Origin of the sequence: Nonomuraea sp. NPDC049646 (genome assembly GCF_044465525.1) — a bacterium.
Taxonomy (GTDB): domain Bacteria; phylum Actinomycetota; class Actinomycetes; order Streptosporangiales; family Streptosporangiaceae; genus Nonomuraea.
The window spans coordinates 61,480-85,486 of record NZ_JBITLU010000012.1; the positions used below are offsets into that span (position 1 = coordinate 61,480).

The following is a 24,007-nucleotide window of genomic DNA, read 5'->3' on the forward strand; positions in this document are numbered from 1 at the left end:
TTTGTACGGATGCGCTACGGCTGAGCAACGGCGGCCAGGTTCACCACGCGGACGCCCGCGCCCTGCGTCCAGAAGATGACACCGCTACCTGCCGACCACTGCCTGCCACCCGACGGCAGCTCGGCGCCCTTGAAGATCACGGCCGTCTCCGTGCGGGCGTCGTAGATGTCGCCGAAGCCGGTGAAGAACCGATCCTGAAACGGGTAGCCACGCAGCCCTTGACGGACGCCGCTCCAACTGCCGTCGCGGCGCTGGACGACGGTGTCGTCTCCACGGGTGCCCGTACACCAGGTCGGCCCGCAGCGCAGGCCCTCAACACCAGATGCGGGGCGAACCTTGAGAGTGACTCCCGTCTGCACGTTGACGACCTTGGTCGGATTCGTGCGCACGTCCAGAGGCTCGTCCGTCACCCACGGCCACTCCACCAGCTGCAGGCCCCTGGATCCAGGCACCCGTTCGGGGACTCCACCGTCGATCCTCATCCGCCACAGGCCCTCGAGCGGTGCCGACCAGATGACCTCCTGACCGGCGAGCGCCATGCGGTCGATGTTCTTCCCCAGAATCGGCCCGACCTTCCTCGCCCGCCCGCCGGCGCGCAAGGAAGCGACCCAGACCTGCCCGTCCGCGCGCCAGACCACCCGCTCACGGTCAACGGCCAGTTGCTGCGGCGCCTGCCGGAGAACGGCGACGGTACGCGAACGCCTCAAGGCGGCGTCGTAGACCTCGAGCGTCCCTCGCTCATCCCAGGCCAGCACCGCGGTGGCGCTGATCGCCGCCAGCGGCCTGGCGCTCCCGGGCATGGTGAACACGGCCTGCGGCCACACCCGTGCGTCCACGCGGACGCGGAGTGTGGCCAGCGCGCGTGATGCCTGGCTGCGGACGGTCGCCTGCGAGATGCCGAGCCTCGCCGCGATCTCCTCATCAGCGAGGTCCTCGTAGTGGCGCATGACCAGCACCGCGCGCTGTTTGGCGGGTAAGGCCCGCAGGCGTTGCCAGATCTCGCCGAGTTCGGGTTCGTCCTCGTGGACCGGGGAGGGAACCTCCGCTGTGAGGTGCTCCAGCCGTCGTCTGCGCCACCAGCTCACATGCTGCCGGGCCATGATCGTCCGAACGTACCCCTCGGGGTCGTCTTTGCTGCGTACGCGTCGCCATGAGGAGTTCAGCCTGAGCAGTGCCTCCTGAACCAGGTCGGCCGCGTCGTCGGCGCTGCCGGTCAGTCGCACGACGGCAAGAAGCGACGGGACGCAATCCCCGGGCGTCACGTCAACTGGCTGACGCGGCTGCACGCCGCACATGGAGGGCGTCACGCGCCACCGCCGCATCCGTGCCCGATCTTGTCGCCCGTGGTGCGAGCAGCGCCGGCCTGCTGCGCCTCGAACGCGACGGCCGGCTCCTTGCGCGTGTCCGCCTGTTTTTGAGCAGTATCTCGACTAGCTGGTCGCGGTTGGGGTGGCGGTCCGACTTGGTGGGGTAGCTGGGGATCTCGTCGCTCCGGCATGGAATCGGGTCCGTGGCCGCGGCCGGTGGGGGCGTCGTGCTTCGGACGGTAAACGGAGGTAGCCGATCACGCAGCGCCACGCCTTTTCGCGCACATATTTGTTTGACTGGCGCCCGCTGGGTCCAGCAGCTTCTACGTGTGCGATTTCGTGAATGCCATGACCGATTAACCGGAAGGGAACGGCGTGCACATTGATGATTTCGGCGCGGAAAGGTCCGCAGAAAACCGCCCCGCGAATGCCGCGCAGGCGCGCTGGCAGCAGCAAGGGGTCCTGGACCTCGCGCCTTCACTCATCCACAGCGACGAACCCGGTGAACCCGTTCTACCCGGACGGGTGCTGGAACTGCAGGGCGTGCAGGTGGCCATGCTGAACCACGGCCCCATCGAAGTACGCCGGCCGACGTCGCTGATCAGGCAGTTCGATCCGGAGGCGTACAACATCAACCTCTTCCTCGCCGGTGACGGGGGGTTGTCCCAGGGGGGACGGCAGGCCCGCCTGACCGCCGGGCAGTTCGTGGTGCTCGACACCTCACGCCCCTACGAGGGCTGGCGCAGGTGCGATCGGGCGAGCGCACCGCACTCGACGCTCACGCTCCAGATCCCCCGCCTCATGATGCCCCTCCCGTCGAACGTGGCCGACCGGCTGACCGCGGTCCCCTTCGACACGCGGCACGGCATGGGCGCGGTCTTCGCCCGCTGGGTGACCGGACTCGTACGGGATCCCGGCTACTTCACCCGCGACGACGTCTCCACCTTGTCCTCGGTCACCGCCACACTGCTGGCCGCCGCACTGGCCCCGCACCTGAACAGCGCTGTGCATGACAGTTCCGAGGTCCGCCGACGGCGGCTCAGGTTCCAGATCGACGACTTCATCCAGCGGAATCTCGCCGATCCGGCGCTCGGCGCCGAGGCCGTCGCCGCCGCCGCGCAGATCTCGGTACGGCAGTTGTACGAGCTGTTCGCCGAGTACGACCGGACCCCGGCGGCCTGGATCCGGCACCTTCGCCTGGAACGCTGCCGCCGGGACCTGGCCGACCCGAGGCTGCGCGGCTATCCCGTCCATGCCATCGCCGCACGCTGGGGCTTCACCGATCCGACCACCTTCAGCCGCGCCTTCCGTGCCGCCTACGGCGTGCCGCCCGGCTACTTTCGACGGCTGTCGCACAGGGAGAACTGATCCCGCCCGACCTGGGAAAGTCGAGGCTGCCGCAGGATTTGCCAAGGATGTCTGCAGGCGCGGCCAATGACCCGCACTTCGTGCGTGCGGCATGGTGATAAGCGTCAAGCCACTCCATAGGGCCGCTTCCGCAGCGCATATCCGCTCGGACTCAAAACGATCGCCGACATCTGGCAGAAGCCTCAGCCGTATGGGCTGATGAATTGCCATGCGGCGAGGTGAACAGACCAGGCGATCGCCGGCCGGTCATATGTGCCGGACAAAAGTCCGGCGCATGAGTCGCATCTCGATCTGGGAGGAATGTCATGACCAAAGTCATACAGAAGCTGAGCGACAAGCTGCTTGTGCTGTTCGTTCCTGGGACCACTGTCCAGGCGGGATGTCCGCGGATCTGCGAGCAGGTCCCCATCTGCGGCGAAGGCAACAACTGCGGGTACCGGACCTGCTGCATGATCAGCGTGGGCGGTCGCCAGTGCGGCTGGGACTGCTGAGGATCCGATAGCCGCCGGCACGATCGGTGAGCTCCGTCGGCTCTGCCGGAACATCCGTCAGGGCCAACGGGGCCGCCTTTCCCGGCGGATCCGACCTCAGGCCCGGATTGCGCAGGCCGCCCCGGCGGCCGTACTTCACAGGAGAGCTGGAACTTGCTTTATATGACCGTGGCCATTGGCCTCCTGAGTGCTCTTTGTCTCTTCAACCTCCTTCTTGTCTTCGGGGTGATTCGGCGCCTGCGGCAGCTTTCCGAGTCCGCGCAGCAGCCGGCGCGTCTCGCGGTGGGCGACACGATCGACGATTTCTCCGCGGTGACCACCCGGAACAAGGTGGTGACCGCCGGCTCCCTCCAGGACGGCACAATGGTCGCCTTCATGTCGCCGACCTGTGAACCCTGTAAAGAAATTCTGCCGGCCTATATGGAGTTCGCGAGTTCCTCGGCGACCCCGACGCTGACCGTCATGCTGACGACGGACGCAGGCGCCGTCGAGAATTTGGGCCGGCTCGAGTCCGTCGGCGACGTGGCCGTCGAGCCCGTTCAAGGGGCGATCTCCACCGCTTTCGGGGTCACCAGCACGCCCACTTTCATCACTGTGGTCAAGGGGAAGATCGCCGACTTCGGCCTTCCCCAAGTCGCGGAAGGCGCTCTGGGTTAGGCATATGTGGAAGAAGATGAGCAGCGGAACGCCCGTACGGAACGTCCTGCCCGCCATTTCCCTCGCCTGGCGGGCGGGAGCGCCCTGGGCGACCTCGATCACCGTTCTCGCCCTACTCTCAGCCCTCATCCCCATTTCGATGGCCTGGCTGACCAAGCTGCTGCTCGACCGGCTGACCAACGGGGCTCAGTTGTCGACGGTGCTCCTTCTCGCCGGGTTCCTCGCGTTCCTCGGTCTGCTGATATCCGGATCCGCGGCGCTGCGCCGGTACTGCGACGCTGAGCACGACAGAAGGGTCAACCTGTACGCGCAGGACACCATCTATCGTGCGGTGAACAACATCTCCGGGCTCGCCAAGTTCGAGGACCCCAAGTTCCTCGATCAGCTCCGGCTCGCGGCGCAGGCCGGCGGGAACACGCCGAGCCAGGTGTTCCAGGCGGCGCTCGGACTGTTCGCCGGATCGCTCACCATCGGCGGGTTCGCCGTGTCCCTGCTGCTGATCAGCCCGATGATGGCCGCGGCGACGATTGTCGGAGCCGTGCCCATGTTGCTGGCGGAGATCTCGCTGGCCAAGCGGCATGCCGTCCGGATCTGGCGGATGAGCCCCACCGAGAGGCGGGAGATCGCGTACAGCCAGTTGATCTCCACCACCGCGGCGGCGAAGGAGGTCCGCCTGTTCGGCCTGGGTGACTTCTTCCACACGAGGATGCTCGACGAGCGGCGGGCGATCGACGAAGAGAAAAGGCTGATGGACAGGGCGACCCTTCGAGTCCAGTTCGGGCTCGGAGTCCTGGGGGCGGTGATCGCCGGCGCGGGGCTGGTGTGGACGGCCGCGCAAGCACTGAACGGACGGCTCACCCTCGGCGACATCACCATGTACGTCGCCTCCATCGCCGGCGTGCAGGCCGGCCTTTCCGCCCTGGTGTCGCTGATCGCCTCCGCGTACCAGCAGTTGACCCTCTTCGGGCACTACCAGGAGATCGTCTCCCTTCCGGCGGAATCCCGGGCGGAAATCAGGAACTTGCCGGCCGCCTTCGACTGCATCGAATTCAAGGACGTGTGGTTCCGGTACGGCCCCGACCATCCATGGGTGCTTCGCGGCATCAACCTGACCATTCCCTTCGGCAGCAGCCTCGGGCTGGTGGGCGAGAACGGCTCAGGAAAGAGCACCTTGGTCAAGCTGCTGTGCAGGTTCTACGAGCCCACCGAAGGCACGATTCTGTGGAACGGCGTCGACACCCGCGAGATCGACGTGAAGATCCTGCGTTCCAGAATCTCGGCCGTCTTCCAGGACTTCATGGAATATGACCTCTCGGCTGCCGAGAACATCGGCGTCGGGGACATCGAGAAGATCGACGACCGTGCGCTGATCGAGGAGTCGGCCAGGCGAGCGGGCGTCCACCAGACGCTGGCCGCCCTGCCGAAGGGTTACGACAACCTGCTCACCCGGTTCTTCCTCGCCTCCGACGACTCGGAGGGCGTACGTCTCTCCGGTGGCCAGGCGCAACGGGTGGCGGTCGCCCGGTCGCTGCTGCGAGAGGGCCGGGACCTGCTCATTCTCGACGAACCCAGCTCGGGCCTCGACGCGGCGGCGGAACACGACATCCACGCCGGCCTCCGGGAGTACCGCAAGGGATCCACCAGCATCCTGATCTCGCATCGCCTGAGCACGGTTCGCGACGCGGACATGCTCGCGGTGCTGGCCGATGGCGGCATCGCCGAGTGCGGGACGCACAGCGAGCTGATCAGCCTGGACGGCATCTACGCCCGCCTGTTCAACCTGCAGGCCTCGGGTTACCAAGAGACGGTACCCGGATGATCGTCCTCGCTGTGGCGGTCCCGGCGGGGCTGGCCCTCGTTCTCGGCTACGTGCTGTTACGGCGGCATCGAATGATCGCGGTCGTGTCCGGGGTCAGCATGTTGCCGAGCTACCGGCCGGGAGACCGGCTGCTCGCACGTCGCCGGCGTCCGCAGGACGCACTCCAGGCGGGCCAGGTCGTCGTCCTGCGGCATCCGCGCCCGGAGGGGGACGCGGGCTGGCTGGTCAAGCGCGTCGTCGCCGTGGCGGGGGACGTCGTGCCCGACGGAATCCGCTGTGACGTCATACCGAAGAACCAGGTCATTCTGCCGGGCGAGATCGTGCCTGAAGGGCACACGCTCATATTGGGCGACAATCCCGCGCACAGCATGGATTCGCGGCAGCTCGGCTTCATACCACTGGAAAGCATAAGGGCGACGGTGATCAGGCGGTTGAACCGCTGACAGCGTCCCTTTCCCCGATGACCGAACAACCCCAACCGAATGAAGAGAGAGGTTCCACATGATGTCCAGCCGTACGGTCCAGATCCGGGATGCTCTTCTGCGGCTCGAAGAGCCGGAGAGCTCTGAGCACGCTGTTTTCTCGGGTGGCGCCGGCTTCCCCGTCGCCACGTACAACATCGCCATTCCGCCGCGTAACCAGTGAGTGAGGCGGGAGTTTCCGCTCTCTCGTCGAGGTAGCTCTCTCGGGCCGGTCCATCGACCGGCCCGAGAGGTGCCCTGCCTGCTCGGCCGAACGTCAACAAATGCAGTTCATCAACTACGGAGGTGGCATCGGTGGCTGCGGTAGTCACTGCGGGGGCGCGGGCCGGCGTGCCGGCGCTTCCGGACTCCTCTCCATGGAAGAGAAAGATTTCACATGATGACCAGCCGTACAGTCCAGATCCAGGATGCTCTTCTGCGGCTCGAAGAGCCGGAGAGCTCTGAGCACGCTGTTTTCTCGGGTGGCGCCGGCTTCCCCGTCGCCACGTACAACATCGCCATTCCGCCGCGTAACCAGTGAGTGAGGCAGGAGTTTCCGCTCTCTAGCCGAGGTAGCTCTCTCGGGCCGGTCCACCGACCGGCCCGAGAGGTGCCCTGCCTGCTCGGCCGACCGTCAACAAGTGCAATTCACTGATTACGGAGGTGGCATCGGTGGCTGCGGTAGTCACTGCGGAGGCATGGGCCGGCGTGTCGGCCCTGCTGGATTCCTATCTGCGAATCTCGGCTGCCGATCAGCTGGTGATTCTCTACACGGCCGAATGCCGACCGCCCGCGGCCTGGATCCTGGTCGCGGCGGAGGAACGGGGGCTGTCGCCTGTCGCGCTCGCCATGCGGCCCATGGAGGACACTTCTCTGGCCACCCGCCTGCGCGAGGTGCTGCTTCCCTCGATGCGCCGGTCCAACCGGGTGGTGATTCTCACGCTGGAGCAGAACAGCGTGTCCCACTTCGCCGTTCTGCAGGAAGCCCAGAACCTGCTCGGCGATGACCGTTGCGATGTCGTACGCGTCACCAACGCCGGTCCCGAGCTCTTCTCCCATGCCTTCAACGCCACGCCCGCGGAGCTGAGCGCGTACAACGCCTCGCTGTACGGGCGGCTGCGGAAGTCGAGAAAGGTCACCATCCGGACCTCGCGTGGCACGCACCTGGAAATCGAACTCGATCAGGAGCGTTTCACCTGGACCAGTAATCGGGGCACCCTCAGGAAGGGCGCCTTTCTGGTGCTGCCCGCCGGCGAGCTCGCGACCTATCCGGCCCGCATCAATGGACGTCTGGTCGCCGACGCCGCCTTCAACGCCAACATTTACACGACGCTGGATGCCCGCCTCGGTGCCCGTCCCGTGACCGTCGACATCGTGGAAGGGCAGGCCGTGGACTTTTCGTGCGACGATGCCCAGGTCGCCGAACTGATCGAGATGTGCTGGGCCGTTCCGCACGCGCGTCGCGTGGGGGAGCTGGGCTTCGGCACCAACGCCGGCATCGACCGGCTCGTTCCGCTCAACTCCCACATCAACGAACGTTTTCCTGGCGTTCATGTCGGCTTCGGAGAACACAATCAGCCGTTCCAGATCGTCGACTACCGCTGCGACGTTCATTTCGATCTCATCGCGACGGGCGGCATCATCACTCTGGACGACGGAAGTGAGATCGATCTGTCGAAACCGGCGGATGACGGGACACCGCATCCCGACGGTGTCAACGACGAGGACATCGACGGTGACTGCTGCGTGCTGAGCTTCGATCAATGCAGAGTTCTCAGCCTGCCGGTCCAGAGCCGGTAATCCGCCTGGCCGTGACCACGAGCCGTGAAAGAGAATCGAAGCCGGCATGACCCTCCCCGATGACACAGCTCAAGGCGAAAGGTCCCAAGGCTCCGCACCACTTACCAGGAACCTGCCATTCCTCGGTTATCTCGCCGCCCGGGCGCAATCGCAGATCGGTTCGTCCATCACGGCGACGGCCATCCCGCTCATCGCCGCGACGTGGCTGGGTGCGAGCGCCGCGCAGATGGGGCTGCTGGTCGCCGTCCCGTTCGTCTCGCGGGTCGCGGGACGGCTCGTGGCGGCCGTCCTGGTCGAGCGCTCACGCTCGCGTGTCACTGCCCTGGCGGCCATTGAGGTGACGTCCGGCCTGTGCGTCGTCGCCGTCACTCTCCTGGCCGTCTCCCACGACCTGTCGATTCCGGGGCTCATCGCCCTGGTCTCGATCATCGCCGGGCTGACCGGGGCGTTCGGATCCTTCTCCGCGCCTGTTGTCCTGGATCTCGTCGATCCGGGCCGGCTGACCAAGGCCAACGGGGCGATGGCCGGGGCCGCGCACCTCTCCACCATCGCCGGGCCCGGGATCTTCGGGCTGCTCCTCCAGTTCCTGGCGATGCCCATGGTGCTGGTCGTGGACGCGATCAGCTATTTCGCGTCGGCCCTTCTGATCCTGCCGCTCCGCCGGCGGGCCCTGCCACGCGCACAGGCGAGAGTGCCGGACCGGGGCCTTCGCGGCTTCCGGCACGCGTTCCGTGGGGACATCCGGATCTACATGGCGGGTGCCGCGCTCATCTGCCTGATCAACGGTGCTGTCATCGCCCTGCTCCCCTTGTACGCGACACATGATCTCGGCCTGTCGGCCGACGCGTACGCGGTCATCCTGGTCACCGGCGCGGCGGGCGGCCTCATCGGATCCGCCACCGCCTCCTTCTGGGAGACCAGGCTCGGCAGGAACCGGGCGGCGTTCGTGGCGGGCGCTGTGGCCACCGGGGCGACGGGATTCCTCGTGTTCGTGGACAAGGGCCTGTCAGGGGCGCTGGGCTGCGGCGCCTACGAACTGGTCGGCAGCGCCGGCGGCAGCGTCTTCGTCGTCCTCATGATGTCGTCGATACCCGCATCCGTCCCGTCGGACGCGGTCGCGCGATCCATGGCCGTCGGCGCTCTCGTTCTTGAGCTCGGCACGGCGATCGGAGCCGCAGCCGGTGGAGTCATGGGAACGGCCGCCGGCATCCGTCCGACCGTGGAGCTCTGCCTGTCCGTCGCCGCCACCGCGCTCCTGGCCGTGGCCCTGCGAGGTGGCCTGTCGGCCATGAGGTCCCGTTCCTGAGGACGCCAGGGCACTGGGGTCGTCCCGGCCGAGATCTGCTCGCGCCACGAGGGTGACCCCTGGCCGGGACGTCCTCGGCGTGGCAGGGCTGTGCCTTGGAGGCCAGTCCCGGCCATGGTGACCGAGGACGAGCTGCTCCAGGCCGGCGCCGAACGCGACGCCGAACAGGTGCGGGAGCTCCCCAGCCTGGACGCGATCACAACTGCCCGCCTCAACAGGCCGCCACCCTCTGGATTCGTGTTCAGTGTCGAGCCAGCCGGCGTTGCGGTTCAGGAACGTGGTGGCTGTGGGTAGTTGCGCGTCCGTGGCTGAGGGGGGCGTCGGCGAAGCGGTGCGTGTTCGGTGAGGTACTGTGCGGCGATCGGCTCGCAAGCGGGAAGAGCGACCGCTCTGATCTCCTACCTGACCGGTCGGCTGGCTGTGCTGTGCAGCAGCGGAACGAGGATCGCTGGGAAGTTGCACGTGGCACAAGGTGAACACAACCGAAAGACGTGGTCCTACAAAGGCCTGGCTCTTTTCGGAACGGCCTGCATCGTGGCGCGAATTCTGCTCGCGATGATCTCCCCGGCAATGTCGATAAGCGTCGGAGAGTACGTCTTCTTCGCCGCGGCCGAGACAACCGTTGCAGCCTTGGCGGTACGCGACTGGCGCCGCGTTGTTCGTCGCTGTGAGGTTGAAGGCCCGACTGACGGGTGGCAGGCATGCGAGCGCGGTGACGCACCGGCGAGCAAGGGGGAGCGTTGCAGCACGTTGGTCGGGCTTGCGGGGAGGGACTGTCGTGCTGAGAAGGAGATCATCGGCTGATGAAGCGCACGCTGCTCTTCTTGGCGAATCGAGGGGTGTCCGGATCGATGCCTTGGTTGTGGCCTGCCGCATCAATCGACGGGCCGCAAGATGGCCTCGGCCGCGACCGTCTGCTCGCCGTAGCGCTCGTCGAGCCGGTCACGCAGGTCATCACCGGCCACCCAGACGCCGGCGGTGACGCGGTTTGCGCTCTCGTCCACCGCCACCGAGACGAACCCTGCCTCGCGCTCTAGTTCTCCCTGAATCGATCGCAGTTGGTCGTAGGTGTGCCGGGCACGGCCCACGCACAGCGCGCCGCCCCACACCTCGCGCAGCCATCTCTCGCGCCTTGCCGGATCGCCGGTGAAGGTGACATCGAGGATCAGCCGCCGTGGATCGTCGCCCCGCGCCTCGAAGTCGGCGACTGTGGTCGGCGGCGGGCCGCTGTAGTTCTGGTCGATCCATGCCCCGGCGAAATCCTCCGCCTCCCGCGCCCGTCGCAGTGCGTTCTCCAAGGCCTGACGTGTCGCCTTGGCCGGCTCCACCGGGCTCCAGCCGCCCGCGGGGGCGGAGCATGGTGTGGACGGTGGGGTTCGATCCGGCCGGCTCGACTGCTCGGGTGCGCCGGGCGGGGCGGTGAGGGTGAGCCGGCTGCCGTCCCAGGTGCCGACCACCCGGTAGCGGCCCCAGCGCACGCCGTTCGCTGACTCGTGCGCTACCCGGGACCAGTCCCAGCCGATCACGTCCGGGCCTCCGCACTGTGGCGGCATCGACTCGGCCACCATGGAGCACAGCTGCGGGCCGTGACCGCCGCCTTCCAGCACGGTAAGGCTCGCGGCGTAGCGGGTGGCCGGGCTCGCCTGTTCAGCGCCACAGGAGACGATCGCCAGAGCAGTTCCGAGCGCCAAGGCCATCGTTCGCCGGTTCATACCTGTATGGACGTGACCGCCGCCCCACCGGTTCACCCCTTGTGCCCGCGACACGACATCTCCCGTCACGGCGCTGAACGGAACGTGACCATGCCTACTCGACCGTGGCGAGCTCGGCGTACAGCTGTGGCACCGGCGCATCGCCGGGGTCGAGTCGCGGTTCCTCGGCGAGTTCCGGGCTCAAGGCCTTCGCCAGGTCCTCTCCGGGATGCACGTTGCCGCCCGGTGGGGGGTACAGCGCCCCGGACGGCCGGTCACGGTGGATCAGCGCGATCTCGCGCCCGCAGAACACCAGGCCACCGACTCGGATCTTGACGTGGGAGAAGGGCAGGTCCGGGTACGTCACGGGGCCAGTGTGACCTGCCGTTGCCCGCAACCCCTGACGAACCCCGGCGGGCCCTCAACCCTTCCATCCGGGCTCCGGACCGAGCAGCCGCCAGCGGCCGCCCGGCGCCATGCAGAGCGGCAGGTCGTCGGCCACGGTCGACATGATCATCGTGCCGCCCGGCGGGCGTCGGCAGAGGACAGGGCGCGCCGTGCGTGCTTCACGCGGGTGATCATTGTTCACGGGGTGGCGCCCATGCCGTACTGAGCCGCCTGCAACGACCACAGCTCCGCGTACTCGCCGCCGAGAGCCAGCAGTTCCTGGTGGCTTCCGCTCTCGGTGATCCGGCCGTCCTGCAGGACGAAGATGCGGTCGGCGTGCTGGACGGAGTGCAGGCGATGAGTGATGAGGATGACCGTGCGCCCGCCGGCGAGTGAACGTACCCCGGCGAACGTCTCTGCTTCGGCGCGGGGGTCGAGGGCGGCGGTCGGCTCGTCCAGGACCAGCACGGGTGCGTCCCGGAAGTACGCGCGGGTGACCGCGATGCGCTGCCACTGCCCGCCCGACAGGTCGACCCCGCCTTGGTACTCGGGGGCGAGCAGTGTGTTCCAGCCGTCCCGCAGGGAGGCGATGAGATCGGTGGCGCCGGAGGCCGCGGCAGCACAGGCGAGCGTTTCAGGGGTGGGGGCAGTGGTGTGACGGCCGATGGCGACATTGGCGGAGACGGTGAAGGGCCATCGTTCGTAGCCCTGGGACAGCAGGGCCACCTGGTCGAAGAGCCGGGCACGGTCCAGGTCGGCGGTGGGTGTGCCATCCCAGGCGACCGATCCGGATTCGGGGAGGTAGAGGCCGGTGAGCAGCTTCGCGAGGGTCGTCTTCCCGGATCCGTTGTGCCCGACCAGGGCCACGATCTGGCCGCGTCCGATGGTCAGGTCGACGCCGTCGATGGCGGGCTCGTCGGCGTTGGGGTAGCTGAAGCGCAGGTCGCGTGCCTCGATCAGGTCGGGACCGTCGGCCCGTCGCAGGGCGGTGCCGTCGCGGGGGATGGCCAGGTGCTCGGCCTGGCGGCAGGCGGCGGCCCAGTCCTCGGTGTAGAGGCCGTGTTCGAACACGTTGTTGATCGAGTAGATCAGGTTGCTCAGTTGGCTGGTGCCGGTCTGGATGGCCAGGACGGCGGTGCCGGCGGCGGCCAGCTGCATGCGCCCGGTGATCAGGAGCCAGCCGAGCAGCACGTAGGTGGCGCCCGTCGTCAGGCCGCTCAGCGCCCCGGCCAGTAGTTCGCCCCCGGCGTCGGCGCGGGCCAGGCGGGCTTGCTCCCGCGCCGAGCGCAGGGCCATCCGGTCGTGGTGGCGCAGCAGGAAGTCCCCGGCGGCGTGTGCGCGGATCTCCTCGGCGGGGTCGGCTCCGATCAGGAGTTGGGCGAGGCTGCGCTGCTGCCGTAGGGGAGTCAGCCATCGCAGGCGGGAGGCTTTGCGGCGCAGGGTGGAGCGCACCAGAGCCCAGGCGCGCGGCAGGATGATGAGCGGCAGCAGCGGAAGCAGCAGGGGGTGCAAGACCCCCAGGACGCCGGCGGCGGCGGTCATGCCCATCAGCGCCTTCAGCATGCGGATGACCTGGTCGATGACGATGTCGATCCACCCGGCTCCGTACTGCGCGGCCTCCAGAAGATCATGGAACTGGGCGCCCTGGAAGTGCAGCAGTTCGACGTTCGCGGCGCGGCTGAGAAGCTCGTCGTAGGCGAGGTGCTCGACCTTCGGCTGGAGCCGGCCGGAGGCGGCGCCGGACCAGGCGGTCAACACGGCGACGCTGATGCCGGCGGCCGCCACCAGGGCCAGGGCCGGCACGGCGGCCTCGACGCGGTCGGGGGTGGGGCCCGCCGTGAGGATCTGCTGCAGGACCCGGTTGGTGGCCAGCAGGCCGAACGCGGTCGCGGCGCCGACGATGAGCTGGCACACCACGACGATCAGGAGCGCGGCGGGGTCGGCCCGCCAGGACAGCCGCAGGCAGATGCCGATCAGCGAGGGCAGCCTGCGCATGATCACGCCGAAGCCGACCGCCATGTCGGTCTCGTGCCGCGCCCATCCCATGCTGTATTGGAAGCCTGCTCCGAAGATCGGATCCGTGATGGGCTCTTGCGCGGCGGCCTGCCCTGGGGGGTCGGCAGGTGGTGGGTCAGGTTCGGTCCTTACCGTCACGGATAGGGCTCCGTTCTCTCTGGGGGTGCTTCTTCCGCTTGCCGTCGGCGTCCTCTCTCGCCCGGGTGGCGACGTGGTGACGTGATCGTGAGCAGGACCTTTGACGCGGGCAACCGTTGTCCTGGACCCGGCTGCTGGAGGATCTCGCAGAGAGACGCGTTCGCTGGCTCATGGCCGAGGGCCGGCGGGCAGATGCGCATTCGGGCGGGCCCGGAACAGCCCCCAAGAGCGTCATGGCCGTACGTCAGGCCGCGCCGCTTTCGTTGAGCCCAGGTCCCCGAAGCTGAAAGAGGCGGCGGCAACGGGGAGGTAGGGCCAGCCGCACACCACGACCATGGCGGCGAGGAATCCCCGCTCGACCCAGACGATCTTCGGCGAGCCGGTCGGCCGACCACGCGCGAACAGGTGGACGCGGGTGCCGAGCACGGCCAGGACGAGCAGTGATACCGCGAGTCCGGTCAGCCGGCCGGTGATCCACTCGCGGGTCCGCGGTGCGGCCCCGTCTGTCGCGATGCGCTGCATGTCGATGCTGGTCCAGGGCAGGGCCAGCGTCAGCATGATCATTCCTGCGACGGCTGTCCGGTGGATGGGGGTCATGCGATCACCTCAGCACGCACGCGCCACAGGCGGAAGGCGATGGTGACGGAACCTCGCGGGCACACTTTTCGCGCGAGAGCGGCGCCGGCGGCTGGGCGGCGGAGCGGAGGACCGCGCCTCAGGCGCGATGCCGCGCTGCGGGCTGACGGAACTCGCCTGCCCGGCGGTCCCGTCTGCGACGGCAACCCGTCGTATGGAGCGCTTGGCAGGGCACAGCATGGGGGCGCTCATTGCGATGTCTCCTCGCGTCCGAAGGCGCCCGGGCCCGCATGAAACAGACCGATGAGCAGGACGCCCACACCGATGGAGGCAAAGGACAGCGCAGGGTATCGCACCACGAGCCCGGCCCATCCTGCGACGAGGTTAGGAACGGGCCCATTACCCAGGGCAGACGGGTAGCGCCTTCTGGTGATGCCGCGGATGAAATGGGGCAGTCCATTGCCGGCGACAAGGCTGCCGGAGAAGCTGAGAAGAATCGTCTGCCACATTGCAAGAGGTCCTTATCGTCGTCCGAGTTGATGGCTGAGCATGGGGAGCAGCACCGCGTCTACGAGCGTGTGCAGGAACAGGTCGTCGAGGGGCTCGCCGGTGACCAGGAGACGAGACAGCAGCCCGGCCGAGCTGATCTCGGCGAGGAGCGCGTGGTCCGTCGTCGCGGGGATCTCGCCTCGTTCGATGGCCCGGCCCATGACGACTGCGAACACATCGCGTTTGTGGTCGAGAACGTGTCGGCGTACGGTCTGCGCGAGATCGGGGTCACGGCGCATCGCGACGAGCAGCCCAAGAATGAGCGCGCTGTCTTGACCGGTGAGGCTGGCACGCAGGCTCAGCAGGACTGCCACCAGGTCGTCACGCAGGCTTTCCGTGTCGGGGGGAGCGGTCACCGGTGTCCCCGCATACCTCCGTATGGCCGTCGCCACCAGGTCGGCCTTGCCCGGCCATCGCCGATAGATCGTGGCCTTGCTGGCGCGGGCCCGTTCCGCGATGGCCTCTATGGTCAGCTGGTCATAGCCGACTTCGCTCAGCAGGCTCATGGCTGCGAGCAGGATGGCTTCTTCTCTGATCTCACCCCGTCGGCATGGCCGATCCTCATCGAAACGGTACCGTTCACATTCGCGAAGTGAACGCAAGCGTTTCGTTCTGTGGAAGGGCCCCTGCGCGAACCAGTCGCAAGATCGGCGAGCAGAGCGAGAGGCCGACGTGGCAGTTCGTCAGCCCCCAACAGCCTCCTGGGCGGGCCCGAGGTCGTCCTTACGCGGTGGACGTGGGCGGCGTGCCCCACCACCGGCGGGCGGAGTTGCACGCGCGGCGCGAGAACCCTGACCAGCCGGGACGGCCTGACGACCGGCACGCGCCGTAGGCGGCCCGCCTGGACGACCGTCGCGACGTCCACGAGTGTCCCACGATGTCCGAGCCCGGATCGTCACACGCGGGTCCGTTCCGGCCGTACTCCGGTGCACTCTCACCAGGCGAAACGCGAATGCGTGTACGTGATGACACACGTCTTGCCGACATCCCGGATCGCGCCACCCGCCCACTCCGCCGACCTGCTGGAACGCCGCGAACCGTGACAGAACCGCCGGCAGTATCGTGGCGGGATGATCGAGCTTCGAGAGGGCGGCGTGATCGACTGCTCCGCCGCGCGGGTGTGGGCGGTGGTCGCCGACTACGGGCAGGACCCGCGGTGGCGGAAGGGCGTCGAGACGATGGCGCCGTCGTCCGAGGGACTCGTGCGGGTGGGGACGACCACCGCCGAGATCATGCGGTTCGCGGGCAGGACCTATCGCAACGGCGGTGAGGTCGTGGCCGTGGAGTCGGGCCGGTCGTTCGCCTGGCGGACCACCTCGGGAATCGTCGCCGAGGGCGGCAGGTTCGTCGAACCGCTCGGCGAGGAACGGTGCCGGTTCACCTTCCACGTGCGCGTCACGCCGCGCACCGGCTCCGAGCGGGCCCTGGAGCCGGTGCTCAGGTGGTTGCTGCGGCGCTCGATCCGTGCGGACGTCCGCCGGCTGGCCGTGGGGTTAAGCCGCCGGGCCGCTTGAGGACGCCGTCCAGGGCGTCGGCGTAGAAGGACTACACGGGGTTCCTCGTCGGTAGCCAACAGTGCGGCGAGCCGATGCTGGTTGGCCTTGGACGTGATCTTCGGCGAGGCGCATCGCAAGGCCCGCGTGCGCGGGGCTGCCCTTCTTGATCTCACCGCATGACGTCCCCGCCCCCTGGGGATCGGCTCCTGAACATTCTCTCGTCGCGTGGGCCTATGCTGGGCGCATGATCAAGAGAATCGAGTCCTCCGTCCGCCTGTGAGCGAGACGCCCGAGCCTGGACCGCTCGGCAACCAGACGAGCCTGTACGACCACGCTCTACGGCTCCACCGCTTGTATCCCGATGCCGCGCTCCCGAATGACGGTAGGCCGTACCCGGTCAGCGATGCCCCTCGCAGGCGGATCCGTGAGTCACAAGACGACAGACGACGCCAGGGCGCCGGAGCGGCCGCGATCCTGGATGCGTTCTTCACCCGCCCCGGCGCCGCCCCACGGGACTTGACCTGGGCCTTTCACGACGTCGACGTGCCCATCCATTTCAACGAGCACATCACCGCAGCCGCGCTGCGCGCCGACCTCGAACGAGTCCAGGAGACCGGTCGCCGGCTGGTCCGCAACAGCGCTGACGAATGCTCGACGGTCATCGGCCTCGCCGTGCTCGCGTCCGACTGGGACGAGCAGGACATCGACCTGATCAAGCACATCGGCCTGCTGTCAGGGACTTTCGGCCCCCTGGCGGCACACGCCCTGAAACGGCGGATGGGCGGCGCCGGAGCGCTCCTGTGGCTCGCCCGGCGCACCGCGAGGTGGGGCCGGGTCTACATCGTCGAGGCTCTGTGCGAGGTCGGCGGACTCGCCGCCCGGCCCTGGCTGTTGCGCGAGGCCATCGACGGCGACATCCTCAACGGCTACTACGTTGGCGCCGTCGCCAAAGCCGCCGACGTCCATGAGGCCATCACCGCACCTGACCCGGACGATGACCTCATCGACCACACCGGCCGCCTGCTCAGCCTCATGGCGGACAACAACGGTATGGGCCAGACCTGGAAGGGCTATCACGCGATCCGCCGGGTCCTGGACGCCCACGTCACCCACCTGGCCCACCAGCAGCCGACCGCCCGCCGCTACTACACCGCGGCCTACATCGCCGACCGCCTCCTCAAAGCCGACCCCGACCTCCCGAACCTGCCACCCGACCACCAAGCACACCTGCTCGACCAGTACCTGACCATCCTGCGACGCTTGGTCGGCCGCAGCACGCGCAGACCTCGACCCAACCGACGAACGTTCAGCCTGGTTTCTGGAGACCGTGGCAGCACGCCTTCACCTGCCCGGGTGACGTCCAAGCAACTACCCGATCTACGGCGGCGTCGGCTTGGATGACGTGGATAGTGGTGTGGTCCGCCCGAACGGCCGGCCGGAAGGCTGCGTGGTCGGTTGCGCCTGCCGGCCGGCCGGGCGGAGTTGCCGGCGGCGGGGTGCACGACTCCCAGACGGCCCTTGCGGCCGAGCCCGTTGGCGCGGCGGCCTGCGGGAACGACGCGGGCAAGAAGCTCAAGGCGCAGAAGCGGCACTTCGTGGTGGACACCCTCGGGCTGCCGCTGCGCGCGATCGTCAACGCCGCGTCGGTGCGGGACCGCGATGGCGCGCACCCGCTCCTGGCGCTGCTGCGCGAGAAGCTCTCCACCATCGGCCTGGTCCGGGCCGACCACGGCTACGCCGGACGGCTGGCCACCTGGGCGGATCCGCTGTCCCCGCCTGGTGCGCACCTACCCGAACATCATGAAGCTGACCGGGGCCGCTTCCTGTAATGACGACGTGCCGGTAAAGGCATGAACGAGCGCATAGGGCTCGTCGAAGGCGTGGCGTATGCGGTCATGGTAGGCGTCGTGTCCGGACGCCAGGGGCGGTGTCCCCGTTGCAGCATTCCGAATCAGCTTCTCAACGTCCTGTCCGCTCAGCGGAGCTCGCATCGCGACCCGAGCCGCGGTCTCGTAGGCGTCAGCGAAGTCTCGCGGACGCCAGTGGCACCAGCGTCTCTTGACCTGGCCAGGCACCGCGTAGCACCACGTCCGCGAGCTCGACGCCGCCGTCGAGTCGGCGGGCGACGACCAGCTCGATCGTGTCTGTCACGATCACCGTCGGGTCGTCCTCGGTGACGCGCTCGATGCCTCCCACCGCTGGCAGCACCACTGCCTCATCTCCACCGCCGACGACGCTCATATCAGGCTCGCGACGCACCAAACGGCCATTGACCTGCACCAGCTTCTCGGCCTGGCCCGTGCCGCCGATGATCGCAGCCGCCAGTGCCGCGGCATAGACAGGATCGCCGACCGCGTCATAAACCCAGCGCATACCCAGCACCGAGTGCTCGGCAGTGCCCAGCAGCCACGCTTCGCCACCGGGCAATGGCGCCTCGCGGTAGGTGAGCGGCATCTGATGAACCGGGCCGTCGCCGACCCGGACCAGTATCGTCTCCATCCCGACCGCGCCGGCCGGGTCGTCGAACCGGTAGGAGGCCATCTGCCGCATCTCGCCGACCGGCCCGGTGTACCAGGGGCGTCCCGGCAACCAGTCGGTCAGCAGCTCAAGCTTCGTAGGCGAAAGCGTTGCCTGGTAGAGCAATGCCATGGGGTCATCGTAGCGTGATCGAAGAATTCGCAATCGGGAGAATGCCCGCTGCGACCAGTCCGTTGCCGGGGCAGTGTGCGGTTGGGGGGTGTCTGGCCGGGGCCCCGACCCCGGATACTCACCCAGTGCACGGACGCGGGGCGGCGCCAGGTCGGCGGCTCCGCCGGTGGCGTGCCGCTGGGCCATGTTCTCCAGCCAGGCCCGCGCCACTTCAAGGGCATCGGCCGGGGCGTCAGGAACGGCCATCAGGGCACCCTGCTTCGTCGGCCTGGCGCTCGTGGGCGTCGGCGGCGTGGTCGGTGGGCGGCGCGTCCAAGGGGGCTTCATCCCGGTGGTAGCCGCACGTCGTGCAGTGCTGGCCTCGCTCCTGAGCGAGCCGAGCCGGAACGTTCTCCGGGCCGCGGTCGCCGAATCCGGCCCTTTCCCGCAGGGCGCGTGGCTGACGCAACGGCTGGCCCGGCTTCCCGAAGCCGATCGGCCCGCCGCCGGACTCGCGCTGCTGGCCGCCCGCAGCCCACACGACATCACCGAAACGGACGTCACCGCATGGCGCACCACGACCTCCGCCACCGATCTGGTGCACCTGCCCGGCTTCGGCGGCATCACCGCGGTGGAGCGGATCGAGGAGGCCGTCACCAGCCGAGCACCGACTCGATGAGGACCAGCCGAACTGATCGCGACCTTCGCCCTCATCGGCCCTCCGGCGGCCGCGGGCGTGCAGCGGCCGGTGCGGTCACCAGGTCACGGGGAGTTCGTACACCCCGTACACCTGGCCGTCGTGCTTGAAGGGGATCTTCTCGAACTCGGTGGCCAGGGCCAGGGTGGGGACGCGCCTGTAGAGGGTGCCGTAGGCGACCTGCAGCTCCAGCCGGGCCAGGGGCTGGCCCAGGCACTGGTGGACGCCGAAGCCGAAGGCCACGTGCCGGCGGGCGTCGCGGCGCACGTCCAGTTCGTCCGGGGCGGGGAAGATCGCGGGGTCGCGGTTGCCGATGTCGTTGGCCACGATGATGCCCTCGCCCGCGCGGATGACCTGGCCGCCGATCTCGATGTCCTCCTTGGCCACCCGGCGGCGTCCGCCGTGGGTGATGTTCAGGTAGCGCAGCAGCTCCTCCACCGCGCCCGCGATCAGCGCGGGGTCGTCGCTCTCGCGCAGCAGGGCGAGCTGGCCGGGATGGCGCAGCAGCGCGAGGGTGCCGAGGGCGATCATGTTGGCGGTGGTCTCGTGGCCGGCCACGAGCAGCAGCACGCCCATCTGGGCGGCCTCCTGCCTGGTCAGCTCACCCGCCGTGACGCGGGCGGCCACCTGGGACAGCAGGTCGTCGCCGGGGTGGACGAGCTTGTCGCCGACGAGCTCGTCCAGGTACTGCCGCAGACGCCCGCCCGCGGCCGTCCGGTCCTCGACCGACACGTCCCGCTTGACGATGATCTGGCTGTTCTCCTGGAAGAAGCCGTGGTCGGCGTACGGGACGCCGAGCAGCTCGCAGATCACCAGCGACGGCACCGGCAGCGCGAACGCCTCCACCAGGTCCACCGGCCTCGGCCCGGCCAGCAGGTCGTCGATGAGGCGGTCGACGATGCGCTGGACGGCCGGGCGCATGGTCTCGACCCGCTTGACGGTGAACGCCCCTTGCACCATGCGGCGCAGCCGGTGGTGCTCGGGGTCGTCCATGAGGATGAAGCTGATCGCGCTGTCGGGCCGGTTGGGCGCCAGGATCGGCAGCGGGTAGCCGGGCCGGGTGACGTCGGAGCTGACCTGCGGATGGCTCAGCACCGCCTTCTGCTCGGCGTAGCCGGTGACCAGCCATACGGTGCCGCCGTCGCGCAGCCGTGCCCGGGTGAGCGGCGCGTCCTGCCGGAGCGCCTGCAGGGCCGGCGGCGGGTCGAACGGGCACGCCGCGGCCCTGACACCGGGAAACTCGGGCAACGTGCCGGACATGTCCTGATCTGGGATCGCCGTCATGACGGTCTTCCTTCCGCTCGTCGGCCCCGGACGGCGCTCATCGACTCCCCGCCTGACGCACCAGCACGCTCCTTTGTCATGTCCAGTAACCGCCGCGCACCCCATTAAGTCAAGCGCCTGCTTTGACGGCCCCGAGGGGCCGCAGGACCTGCGCCGCCGACTCGGTCGTGGAGCCGGCGCGCGCCACCCACCTGGTCGCCGTCCGCGTGACGTCCTGGCGTCCGGCGCTTCAGCCGGCCTCCAGGACGAAGAACAGGAGGCCCAGGAACCTCGGCCCGGAGATCTCGCGGAGCTCCTCGGGGAACAGCTCGCGGGCCTCCGGCGCGTACGGCGGTTCGCTGATGACGCCGATGCGGAAGCCCGCCGTGGTGAAGGCTTCGGTCATCGCGTGCAGCGGCCGGTCCCAGAAACTGAGCCGGCTGGTCTGCCCGCCCATGGTCCACTCCTCGACCCGGTTGCGCGTCCCGAAGTAGGCGGGCCTCTCCCCGGCCTTGTGCTGCATGAGGGTGATGGCCAAGGGGTGCTCGACCGAGACGAGCAGCCGGCCGCCGGGCCGCAGCACGCGTCGCAGCTCGGCCAGCGCCGGCCCCCAGTCCTCCAGGTAGTGCAGCACCAGCGACGCGATGACGTCGTCGAAGGTGTCGTCGGGGAAGGGCAGCGGGCCGGCCAGGTCGGCGACCCGCAGGTCGGCGTCGGTGCCCAGCCTCCGCCGGGCCACCTCCAGCATCCCGGCGCTCGCGTCGACCCCGGTCACGACGGCGCCCCGAGCGCGCAGCTCGGCGAACAGCGGGCCCGATCCGCAGCCGGCGTCGAGGACGCGCCGGCCGGTCACGTCACCGGCGAGCTCCAGCATCGCGGGCCGCTCGTAGTACGCGTTCATGAGGCTGGTCTCGTTCTCGGCCGCGTAACCTTCGGCGATCGCGTCGTAGGCGTTGCTCCCGGGCATCGTCGTCATAGGGGTCATTCTGGCCCCCGCGTCACGAGGTGCGCCGAGAGGCGGCCGGGCGCGCCCAGGCCCGGTCAGCCCTCCGCCTTGTCGAGGTCGAGCAGCAGGGCGGCCGCCCGGGTGAGCACCTGCGCCCGGGTGCGGCCGCCGTGGTCGGCGGCCAGGAAGTGTTCGCCGATCGCCACGCAGAAGGCGAGGAGGCTGCGGGCCTCGACCTCCTCGGGGTCGGCGCAGAAGCTGCCGATCATCTCGCGCAGCAGCGCCATGCGCCGGTTGTCCACCCGCCGCAGGCGTTCGGCGACCGCCTCGTCGCGCCTGGCCCAGTCGCGGACGGCGAGGTCGATGGGCAGCAGGCGGTCACCGGAGAAGGTGAGCACGCCGGCGCGCCTGATCTTGGTCCGCGGGTCGCCGCCCTCGCGCTCGACGCGCTCGATCACCTCGTCGGTGCTCTCCCGCTCCCAGGTGTCCAGCATCGCCTCCAGCAGCGCCTCCCGGTCGGCGAAGTAGCCGTAGAAGCCGCCCTTGGTGACGCCGAGCCGCTTGGCCAGCGCTTCCACGCGCACCGCGTCCGGGCCGCCGGCGGCCAGCGCCCGCAACCCCTCCTCGATCCACCCCTCCCGGGTCGTACGGACCGCGCCCACAGTGTGTGCCACCTCACTCCGACGATATGTATACGCCACCGTATAACCGTGGTTAACCTCAGTATATACGGCAGCGTATAGATAGGGAGGGATCATGAGGCTGGCGAACGCCGCCCATACCGGCCGCCCCTGGCGCATCCATGACATCGCCGAAGGTTTCGAGCTGGAGGACGTCTGGGCGATCCGCACCCCCGGCGCCGGACCGCACGACTTCCCCGCCGCGCTCGCCGCGATGCGCGACTCCAGCGGCGGCCCCCTGCCGCTGCGGGTGCTGCTCGCGGCGCGCTGGAAGCTGGGCGCCCTGTTCGGCTGGGACAGGGCGTCGGCGGGCGTCGGAAGGCGCGTCCCGTCGTTGTGCGACCGCCTGCCCGCCGACCTGCGCCGCGCCCCGCGCGGCTCCGACGCCGGCCTGGCGCCCTTCTCCCCGGTCTACGCGCTGGACGACGAATGCGCGCTGGAGCTGGCGAACCGCACCGTCCACGCGGTGATGCACCTGGCGTGGGCGCCGGCCGCCGGCGGCGGGCACGAGCTCCGCATGGCCGTCCTCGTACGCCCCGACGGCCTGCTGGGACGTTGCTACATGGCCGCCATCACGCCGTTCCGCCGGACCCTCGTCCTGCCGGGCTTCGTCCGGCGGCTGGAGCGCGCCTGGCTGGAGCGCGAGGCGGGCGCCCTGGAGTCGGCCGTCGGGACGGACGGCATCCCGCCGTCCGTCCGCGCGCTGAGCTCCTTGCCCGTCATCGACTACGCCGACCACTTCGCCCTCACCACGAACGACCACGACGGGGGGACGGCGGAGGAGTGGGCGCGGGCGATGTTCGGCGACGTGCCCAGCGCGGCGGAACGGCTGATCTGGCGGGGTCTCCTGGGGCTCCGGCTGGCCCGCGGCCGATCGCCCGCCACCGTGGCCGGATGGCGGATCACCGCACGTGGCGACGGCTGGATCCGGCTGGAGACCGCGTCCTGGTTCCTGACCGCCAACCTCGTCGTACGTGTGGCGGACGGGCGGGTGTCGCTGACCACCCTCCTGCGCTATGACCGAGGGCTCGGGCGCGTCGTGTGGCCGCCGCTGTCGGCGATCCATCGCCGGCTGGCTCCCGGGCTGCTCCGGGACGCCGCCGCGAGGATGGCCCGCGGCGGCGCCCGGTAGCGCCAGGGCAGGGCTGCCAGCGGCGCACCCTGACCTGCGACGTCGGTCAGCCGCGCCTGGCGGCCGGCCAGCCGTGCCCCCAGCCGCCCTGGACCATGGTCTGGAACGCCCACCCGTCCTCGGTGCGCACCAGCAGGTCGGCGTAGTGCATGCGGTGCTCCTCGCCCTCGATCGTCATCGTCGCCTCGGTCTCCACGACCACCAGGTTCGGGCTGACGAAGCGCGGGGTGCGCGTCGAGCGCAGGTCGAGCCCGGCGGTGCCGCCGCCCATGGACTGCTTCATGGCCTCGACGTACTCGGCCCGCGTCCACTGGCGCACGCTCGCGTGGCCGCCGGGCACGTCGGTGGCCACGTTCATCGGGAAGACCGCCAGGTCGGCGAGCTGCTCGATCGCGCCCTCCTCGGCCAGGGCGTCGTAGGCGGCGAACCAATCATCGATGTTCTTCAGTTCCTCGGCGCTCGGCTGGTACATGCTGCTCCTCCTCAAGGCGTACAACGTACCGTACAGCATACGGGAAGCGTCGCGCGCCACGGGACGCCGGGCTGGGCGACGGCGGGTTCGGGCAGGGCGGGCGCGCTCACGAGCAGCTGCTGGACGT

24 protein-coding genes are annotated in these 24,007 nt (G+C 69.0%); 12 read left to right on the top strand and 12 right to left on the bottom strand.

What is annotated here, in order from left to right; translation table 11 throughout:
* Positions 1–14 precede the first annotated feature (14 nt).
* Entirely contained in the window at positions 15–1,307 is a 1,293-nt protein-coding gene (locus ACIBQ8_RS32575; protein ID WP_397193792.1) for a SigE family RNA polymerase sigma factor, read from the bottom strand.
* A gap of 525 nt (positions 1,308–1,832) precedes the next feature.
* Here ACIBQ8_RS32575 and ACIBQ8_RS32580 point away from each other — a divergent pair.
* The 7 genes from ACIBQ8_RS32580 to ACIBQ8_RS32610 all read left to right on the top strand — a co-directional run bounded on the left by ACIBQ8_RS32580 (position 1,833) and on the right by ACIBQ8_RS32610 (position 9,209).
* Positions 1,833–2,675, top strand: a complete 843-nt coding sequence (locus ACIBQ8_RS32580) for a helix-turn-helix domain-containing protein (RefSeq protein WP_397193793.1) — start codon at positions 1,833–1,835, stop codon at positions 2,673–2,675.
* Positions 2,676–2,980: 305 nt separating this feature from the next.
* Positions 2,981–3,166 (top strand): hypothetical protein, encoded by a 186-nt coding sequence (locus ACIBQ8_RS32585; protein ID WP_397193794.1) that lies wholly within the window; start codon positions 2,981–2,983, stop codon positions 3,164–3,166.
* 162 nt (positions 3,167–3,328) lie between these two features.
* Positions 3,329–3,823, top strand: coding sequence for a thioredoxin family protein (locus ACIBQ8_RS32590; RefSeq protein WP_397193795.1), 495 nt, complete (start codon positions 3,329–3,331; stop codon positions 3,821–3,823).
* 4 nt (positions 3,824–3,827) lie between these two features.
* Positions 3,828–5,642: an ABC transporter ATP-binding protein gene (locus ACIBQ8_RS32595; protein ID WP_397193796.1), complete on the top strand. Its 1,815-nt coding sequence runs from the start codon at positions 3,828–3,830 to the stop codon at positions 5,640–5,642.
* Entirely contained in the window at positions 5,639–6,085 is a 447-nt protein-coding gene (locus ACIBQ8_RS32600; RefSeq protein WP_397193797.1) for a S26 family signal peptidase, read from the top strand. Before ACIBQ8_RS32595 ends, ACIBQ8_RS32600 begins: the two co-directional genes overlap by 4 nt.
* A gap of 690 nt (positions 6,086–6,775) precedes the next feature.
* On the top strand, positions 6,776–7,903 hold the full coding sequence (locus ACIBQ8_RS32605) for a hypothetical protein (RefSeq protein WP_397193798.1): 1,128 nt from the start codon (positions 6,776–6,778) through the stop codon (positions 7,901–7,903).
* A 46-nt stretch (positions 7,904–7,949) separates the two neighbouring features.
* Positions 7,950–9,209 carry an MFS transporter gene (locus tag ACIBQ8_RS32610; protein ID WP_397193799.1) on the top strand — a complete coding sequence of 420 codons (1,260 nt, stop codon included), beginning with the start codon at positions 7,950–7,952 and terminating at the stop codon, positions 9,207–9,209.
* Positions 9,210–10,084: 875 nt separating this feature from the next.
* Here ACIBQ8_RS32610 and ACIBQ8_RS32615 read toward each other — a convergent pair.
* The 6 genes from ACIBQ8_RS32615 to ACIBQ8_RS32640 all read right to left on the bottom strand — a co-directional run bounded on the left by ACIBQ8_RS32615 (position 10,085) and on the right by ACIBQ8_RS32640 (position 15,168).
* Positions 10,085–10,906, bottom strand: a complete 822-nt coding sequence (locus ACIBQ8_RS32615) for a hypothetical protein (RefSeq protein WP_397193800.1) — start codon at positions 10,904–10,906, stop codon at positions 10,085–10,087.
* A 109-nt stretch (positions 10,907–11,015) separates the two neighbouring features.
* Entirely contained in the window at positions 11,016–11,267 is a 252-nt protein-coding gene (locus ACIBQ8_RS32620) for an NUDIX domain-containing protein (protein WP_397193801.1), read from the bottom strand.
* 218 nt (positions 11,268–11,485) lie between these two features.
* Complete coding sequence (locus ACIBQ8_RS32625) at positions 11,486–13,333, bottom strand: ABC transporter ATP-binding protein (protein ID WP_397193802.1); 1,848 nt, start codon at positions 13,331–13,333, stop codon at positions 11,486–11,488.
* 339 nt (positions 13,334–13,672) lie between these two features.
* Complete coding sequence (locus ACIBQ8_RS32630) at positions 13,673–14,038, bottom strand: hypothetical protein (protein WP_397193803.1); 366 nt, start codon at positions 14,036–14,038, stop codon at positions 13,673–13,675.
* A gap of 227 nt (positions 14,039–14,265) precedes the next feature.
* Entirely contained in the window at positions 14,266–14,526 is a 261-nt protein-coding gene (locus tag ACIBQ8_RS32635) for a hypothetical protein (protein ID WP_397193804.1), read from the bottom strand.
* Between the two features lie 12 nt (positions 14,527–14,538).
* The gene (locus tag ACIBQ8_RS32640) at positions 14,539–15,168 is read right to left on the bottom strand and encodes a TetR/AcrR family transcriptional regulator (RefSeq protein WP_397193805.1); all 630 of its coding nucleotides are present in this window, start codon (positions 15,166–15,168) and stop codon (positions 14,539–14,541) included.
* Between the two features lie 468 nt (positions 15,169–15,636).
* Here ACIBQ8_RS32640 and ACIBQ8_RS32645 point away from each other — a divergent pair, with 468 nt between their 5' ends.
* The 3 genes from ACIBQ8_RS32645 to ACIBQ8_RS32655 all read left to right on the top strand — a co-directional run bounded on the left by ACIBQ8_RS32645 (position 15,637) and on the right by ACIBQ8_RS32655 (position 17,891).
* Positions 15,637–16,080, top strand: coding sequence for an SRPBCC family protein (locus ACIBQ8_RS32645; RefSeq protein ID WP_397193806.1), 444 nt, complete (start codon positions 15,637–15,639; stop codon positions 16,078–16,080).
* Between the two features lie 258 nt (positions 16,081–16,338).
* Complete coding sequence (locus ACIBQ8_RS32650) at positions 16,339–17,463, top strand: hypothetical protein (protein WP_397193807.1); 1,125 nt, start codon at positions 16,339–16,341, stop codon at positions 17,461–17,463.
* A gap of 95 nt (positions 17,464–17,558) precedes the next feature.
* Positions 17,559–17,891, top strand: a complete 333-nt coding sequence (locus ACIBQ8_RS32655) for a transposase (protein ID WP_397193808.1) — start codon at positions 17,559–17,561, stop codon at positions 17,889–17,891.
* A 190-nt stretch (positions 17,892–18,081) separates the two neighbouring features.
* Here ACIBQ8_RS32655 and ACIBQ8_RS32660 read toward each other — a convergent pair whose 3' ends face one another.
* Entirely contained in the window at positions 18,082–18,711 is a 630-nt protein-coding gene (locus ACIBQ8_RS32660; RefSeq protein WP_397193809.1) for a hypothetical protein, read from the bottom strand.
* Positions 18,712–18,895: 184 nt separating this feature from the next.
* On the opposite strand from ACIBQ8_RS32660, the gene ACIBQ8_RS32665 reads away from it, so the two are divergent.
* Entirely contained in the window at positions 18,896–19,369 is a 474-nt protein-coding gene (locus ACIBQ8_RS32665; protein WP_397193810.1) for a hypothetical protein, read from the top strand.
* Positions 19,370–19,444: 75 nt separating this feature from the next.
* On the opposite strand, the gene ACIBQ8_RS32670 is transcribed toward ACIBQ8_RS32665, so the two are convergent.
* The 3 genes from ACIBQ8_RS32670 to ACIBQ8_RS32680 all read right to left on the bottom strand — a co-directional run bounded on the left by ACIBQ8_RS32670 (position 19,445) and on the right by ACIBQ8_RS32680 (position 22,270).
* Positions 19,445–20,671, bottom strand: a complete 1,227-nt coding sequence (locus tag ACIBQ8_RS32670; protein WP_397193811.1) for a cytochrome P450 — start codon at positions 20,669–20,671, stop codon at positions 19,445–19,447.
* A gap of 229 nt (positions 20,672–20,900) precedes the next feature.
* The gene (locus ACIBQ8_RS32675) at positions 20,901–21,626 is read right to left on the bottom strand and encodes a class I SAM-dependent methyltransferase (RefSeq protein ID WP_397193812.1); all 726 of its coding nucleotides are present in this window, start codon (positions 21,624–21,626) and stop codon (positions 20,901–20,903) included.
* A 65-nt stretch (positions 21,627–21,691) separates the two neighbouring features.
* On the bottom strand, positions 21,692–22,270 hold the full coding sequence (locus ACIBQ8_RS32680; RefSeq protein ID WP_397193813.1) for a TetR/AcrR family transcriptional regulator: 579 nt from the start codon (positions 22,268–22,270) through the stop codon (positions 21,692–21,694).
* A gap of 82 nt (positions 22,271–22,352) precedes the next feature.
* On the opposite strand from ACIBQ8_RS32680, the gene ACIBQ8_RS32685 reads away from it, so the two are divergent.
* A complete protein-coding gene (locus tag ACIBQ8_RS32685) occupies positions 22,353–23,408 on the top strand; it encodes a DUF2867 domain-containing protein (RefSeq protein WP_397193814.1) in 1,056 nt (351 codons plus the stop codon).
* 46 nt (positions 23,409–23,454) lie between these two features.
* On the opposite strand, the gene ACIBQ8_RS32690 is transcribed toward ACIBQ8_RS32685, so the two are convergent.
* A complete protein-coding gene (locus ACIBQ8_RS32690; RefSeq protein WP_397178381.1) occupies positions 23,455–23,880 on the bottom strand; it encodes a nuclear transport factor 2 family protein in 426 nt (141 codons plus the stop codon).
* Positions 23,881–24,007: the final 127 nt, after the last annotated feature.

Excerpts from the sequence above, each read along its gene's own strand:
- ACIBQ8_RS32585 (WP_397193794.1), top strand. The coding sequence starts at position 2,981 with ATGACCAAAGTCATACAGAAGCTGAGCGACAAGCTGCTTGTGCTGTTC.
- ACIBQ8_RS32590 (WP_397193795.1), top strand. The coding sequence starts at position 3,329 with ATGACCGTGGCCATTGGCCTCCTGAGTGCTCTTTGTCTCTTCAACCTC.
- ACIBQ8_RS32595 (WP_397193796.1), top strand. The coding sequence starts at position 3,828 with ATGTGGAAGAAGATGAGCAGCGGAACGCCCGTACGGAACGTCCTGCCC.
- ACIBQ8_RS32600 (WP_397193797.1), top strand. The coding sequence starts at position 5,639 with ATGATCGTCCTCGCTGTGGCGGTCCCGGCGGGGCTGGCCCTCGTTCTC.
- ACIBQ8_RS32610 (WP_397193799.1), top strand. The coding sequence starts at position 7,950 with ATGACCCTCCCCGATGACACAGCTCAAGGCGAAAGGTCCCAAGGCTCC.
- ACIBQ8_RS32615 (WP_397193800.1), bottom strand. The coding sequence starts at position 10,906 with ATGGCCTTGGCGCTCGGAACTGCTCTGGCGATCGTCTCCTGTGGCGCT.
- ACIBQ8_RS32625 (WP_397193802.1), bottom strand. The coding sequence starts at position 13,333 with ATGGGATGGGCGCGGCACGAGACCGACATGGCGGTCGGCTTCGGCGTG.
- ACIBQ8_RS32630 (WP_397193803.1), bottom strand. The coding sequence starts at position 14,038 with ATGACCCCCATCCACCGGACAGCCGTCGCAGGAATGATCATGCTGACG.
- ACIBQ8_RS32635 (WP_397193804.1), bottom strand. The coding sequence starts at position 14,526 with ATGTGGCAGACGATTCTTCTCAGCTTCTCCGGCAGCCTTGTCGCCGGC.
- ACIBQ8_RS32645 (WP_397193806.1), top strand. The coding sequence starts at position 15,637 with ATGATCGAGCTTCGAGAGGGCGGCGTGATCGACTGCTCCGCCGCGCGG.
- ACIBQ8_RS32660 (WP_397193809.1), bottom strand. The coding sequence starts at position 18,711 with ATGGCATTGCTCTACCAGGCAACGCTTTCGCCTACGAAGCTTGAGCTG.
- ACIBQ8_RS32665 (WP_397193810.1), top strand. The coding sequence starts at position 18,896 with ATGTTCTCCAGCCAGGCCCGCGCCACTTCAAGGGCATCGGCCGGGGCG.
- ACIBQ8_RS32670 (WP_397193811.1), bottom strand. The coding sequence starts at position 20,671 with ATGACGGCGATCCCAGATCAGGACATGTCCGGCACGTTGCCCGAGTTT.
- ACIBQ8_RS32675 (WP_397193812.1), bottom strand. The coding sequence starts at position 21,626 with ATGACGACGATGCCCGGGAGCAACGCCTACGACGCGATCGCCGAAGGT.
- ACIBQ8_RS32685 (WP_397193814.1), top strand. The coding sequence starts at position 22,353 with ATGAGGCTGGCGAACGCCGCCCATACCGGCCGCCCCTGGCGCATCCAT.
- ACIBQ8_RS32690 (WP_397178381.1), bottom strand. The coding sequence starts at position 23,880 with ATGTACCAGCCGAGCGCCGAGGAACTGAAGAACATCGATGATTGGTTC.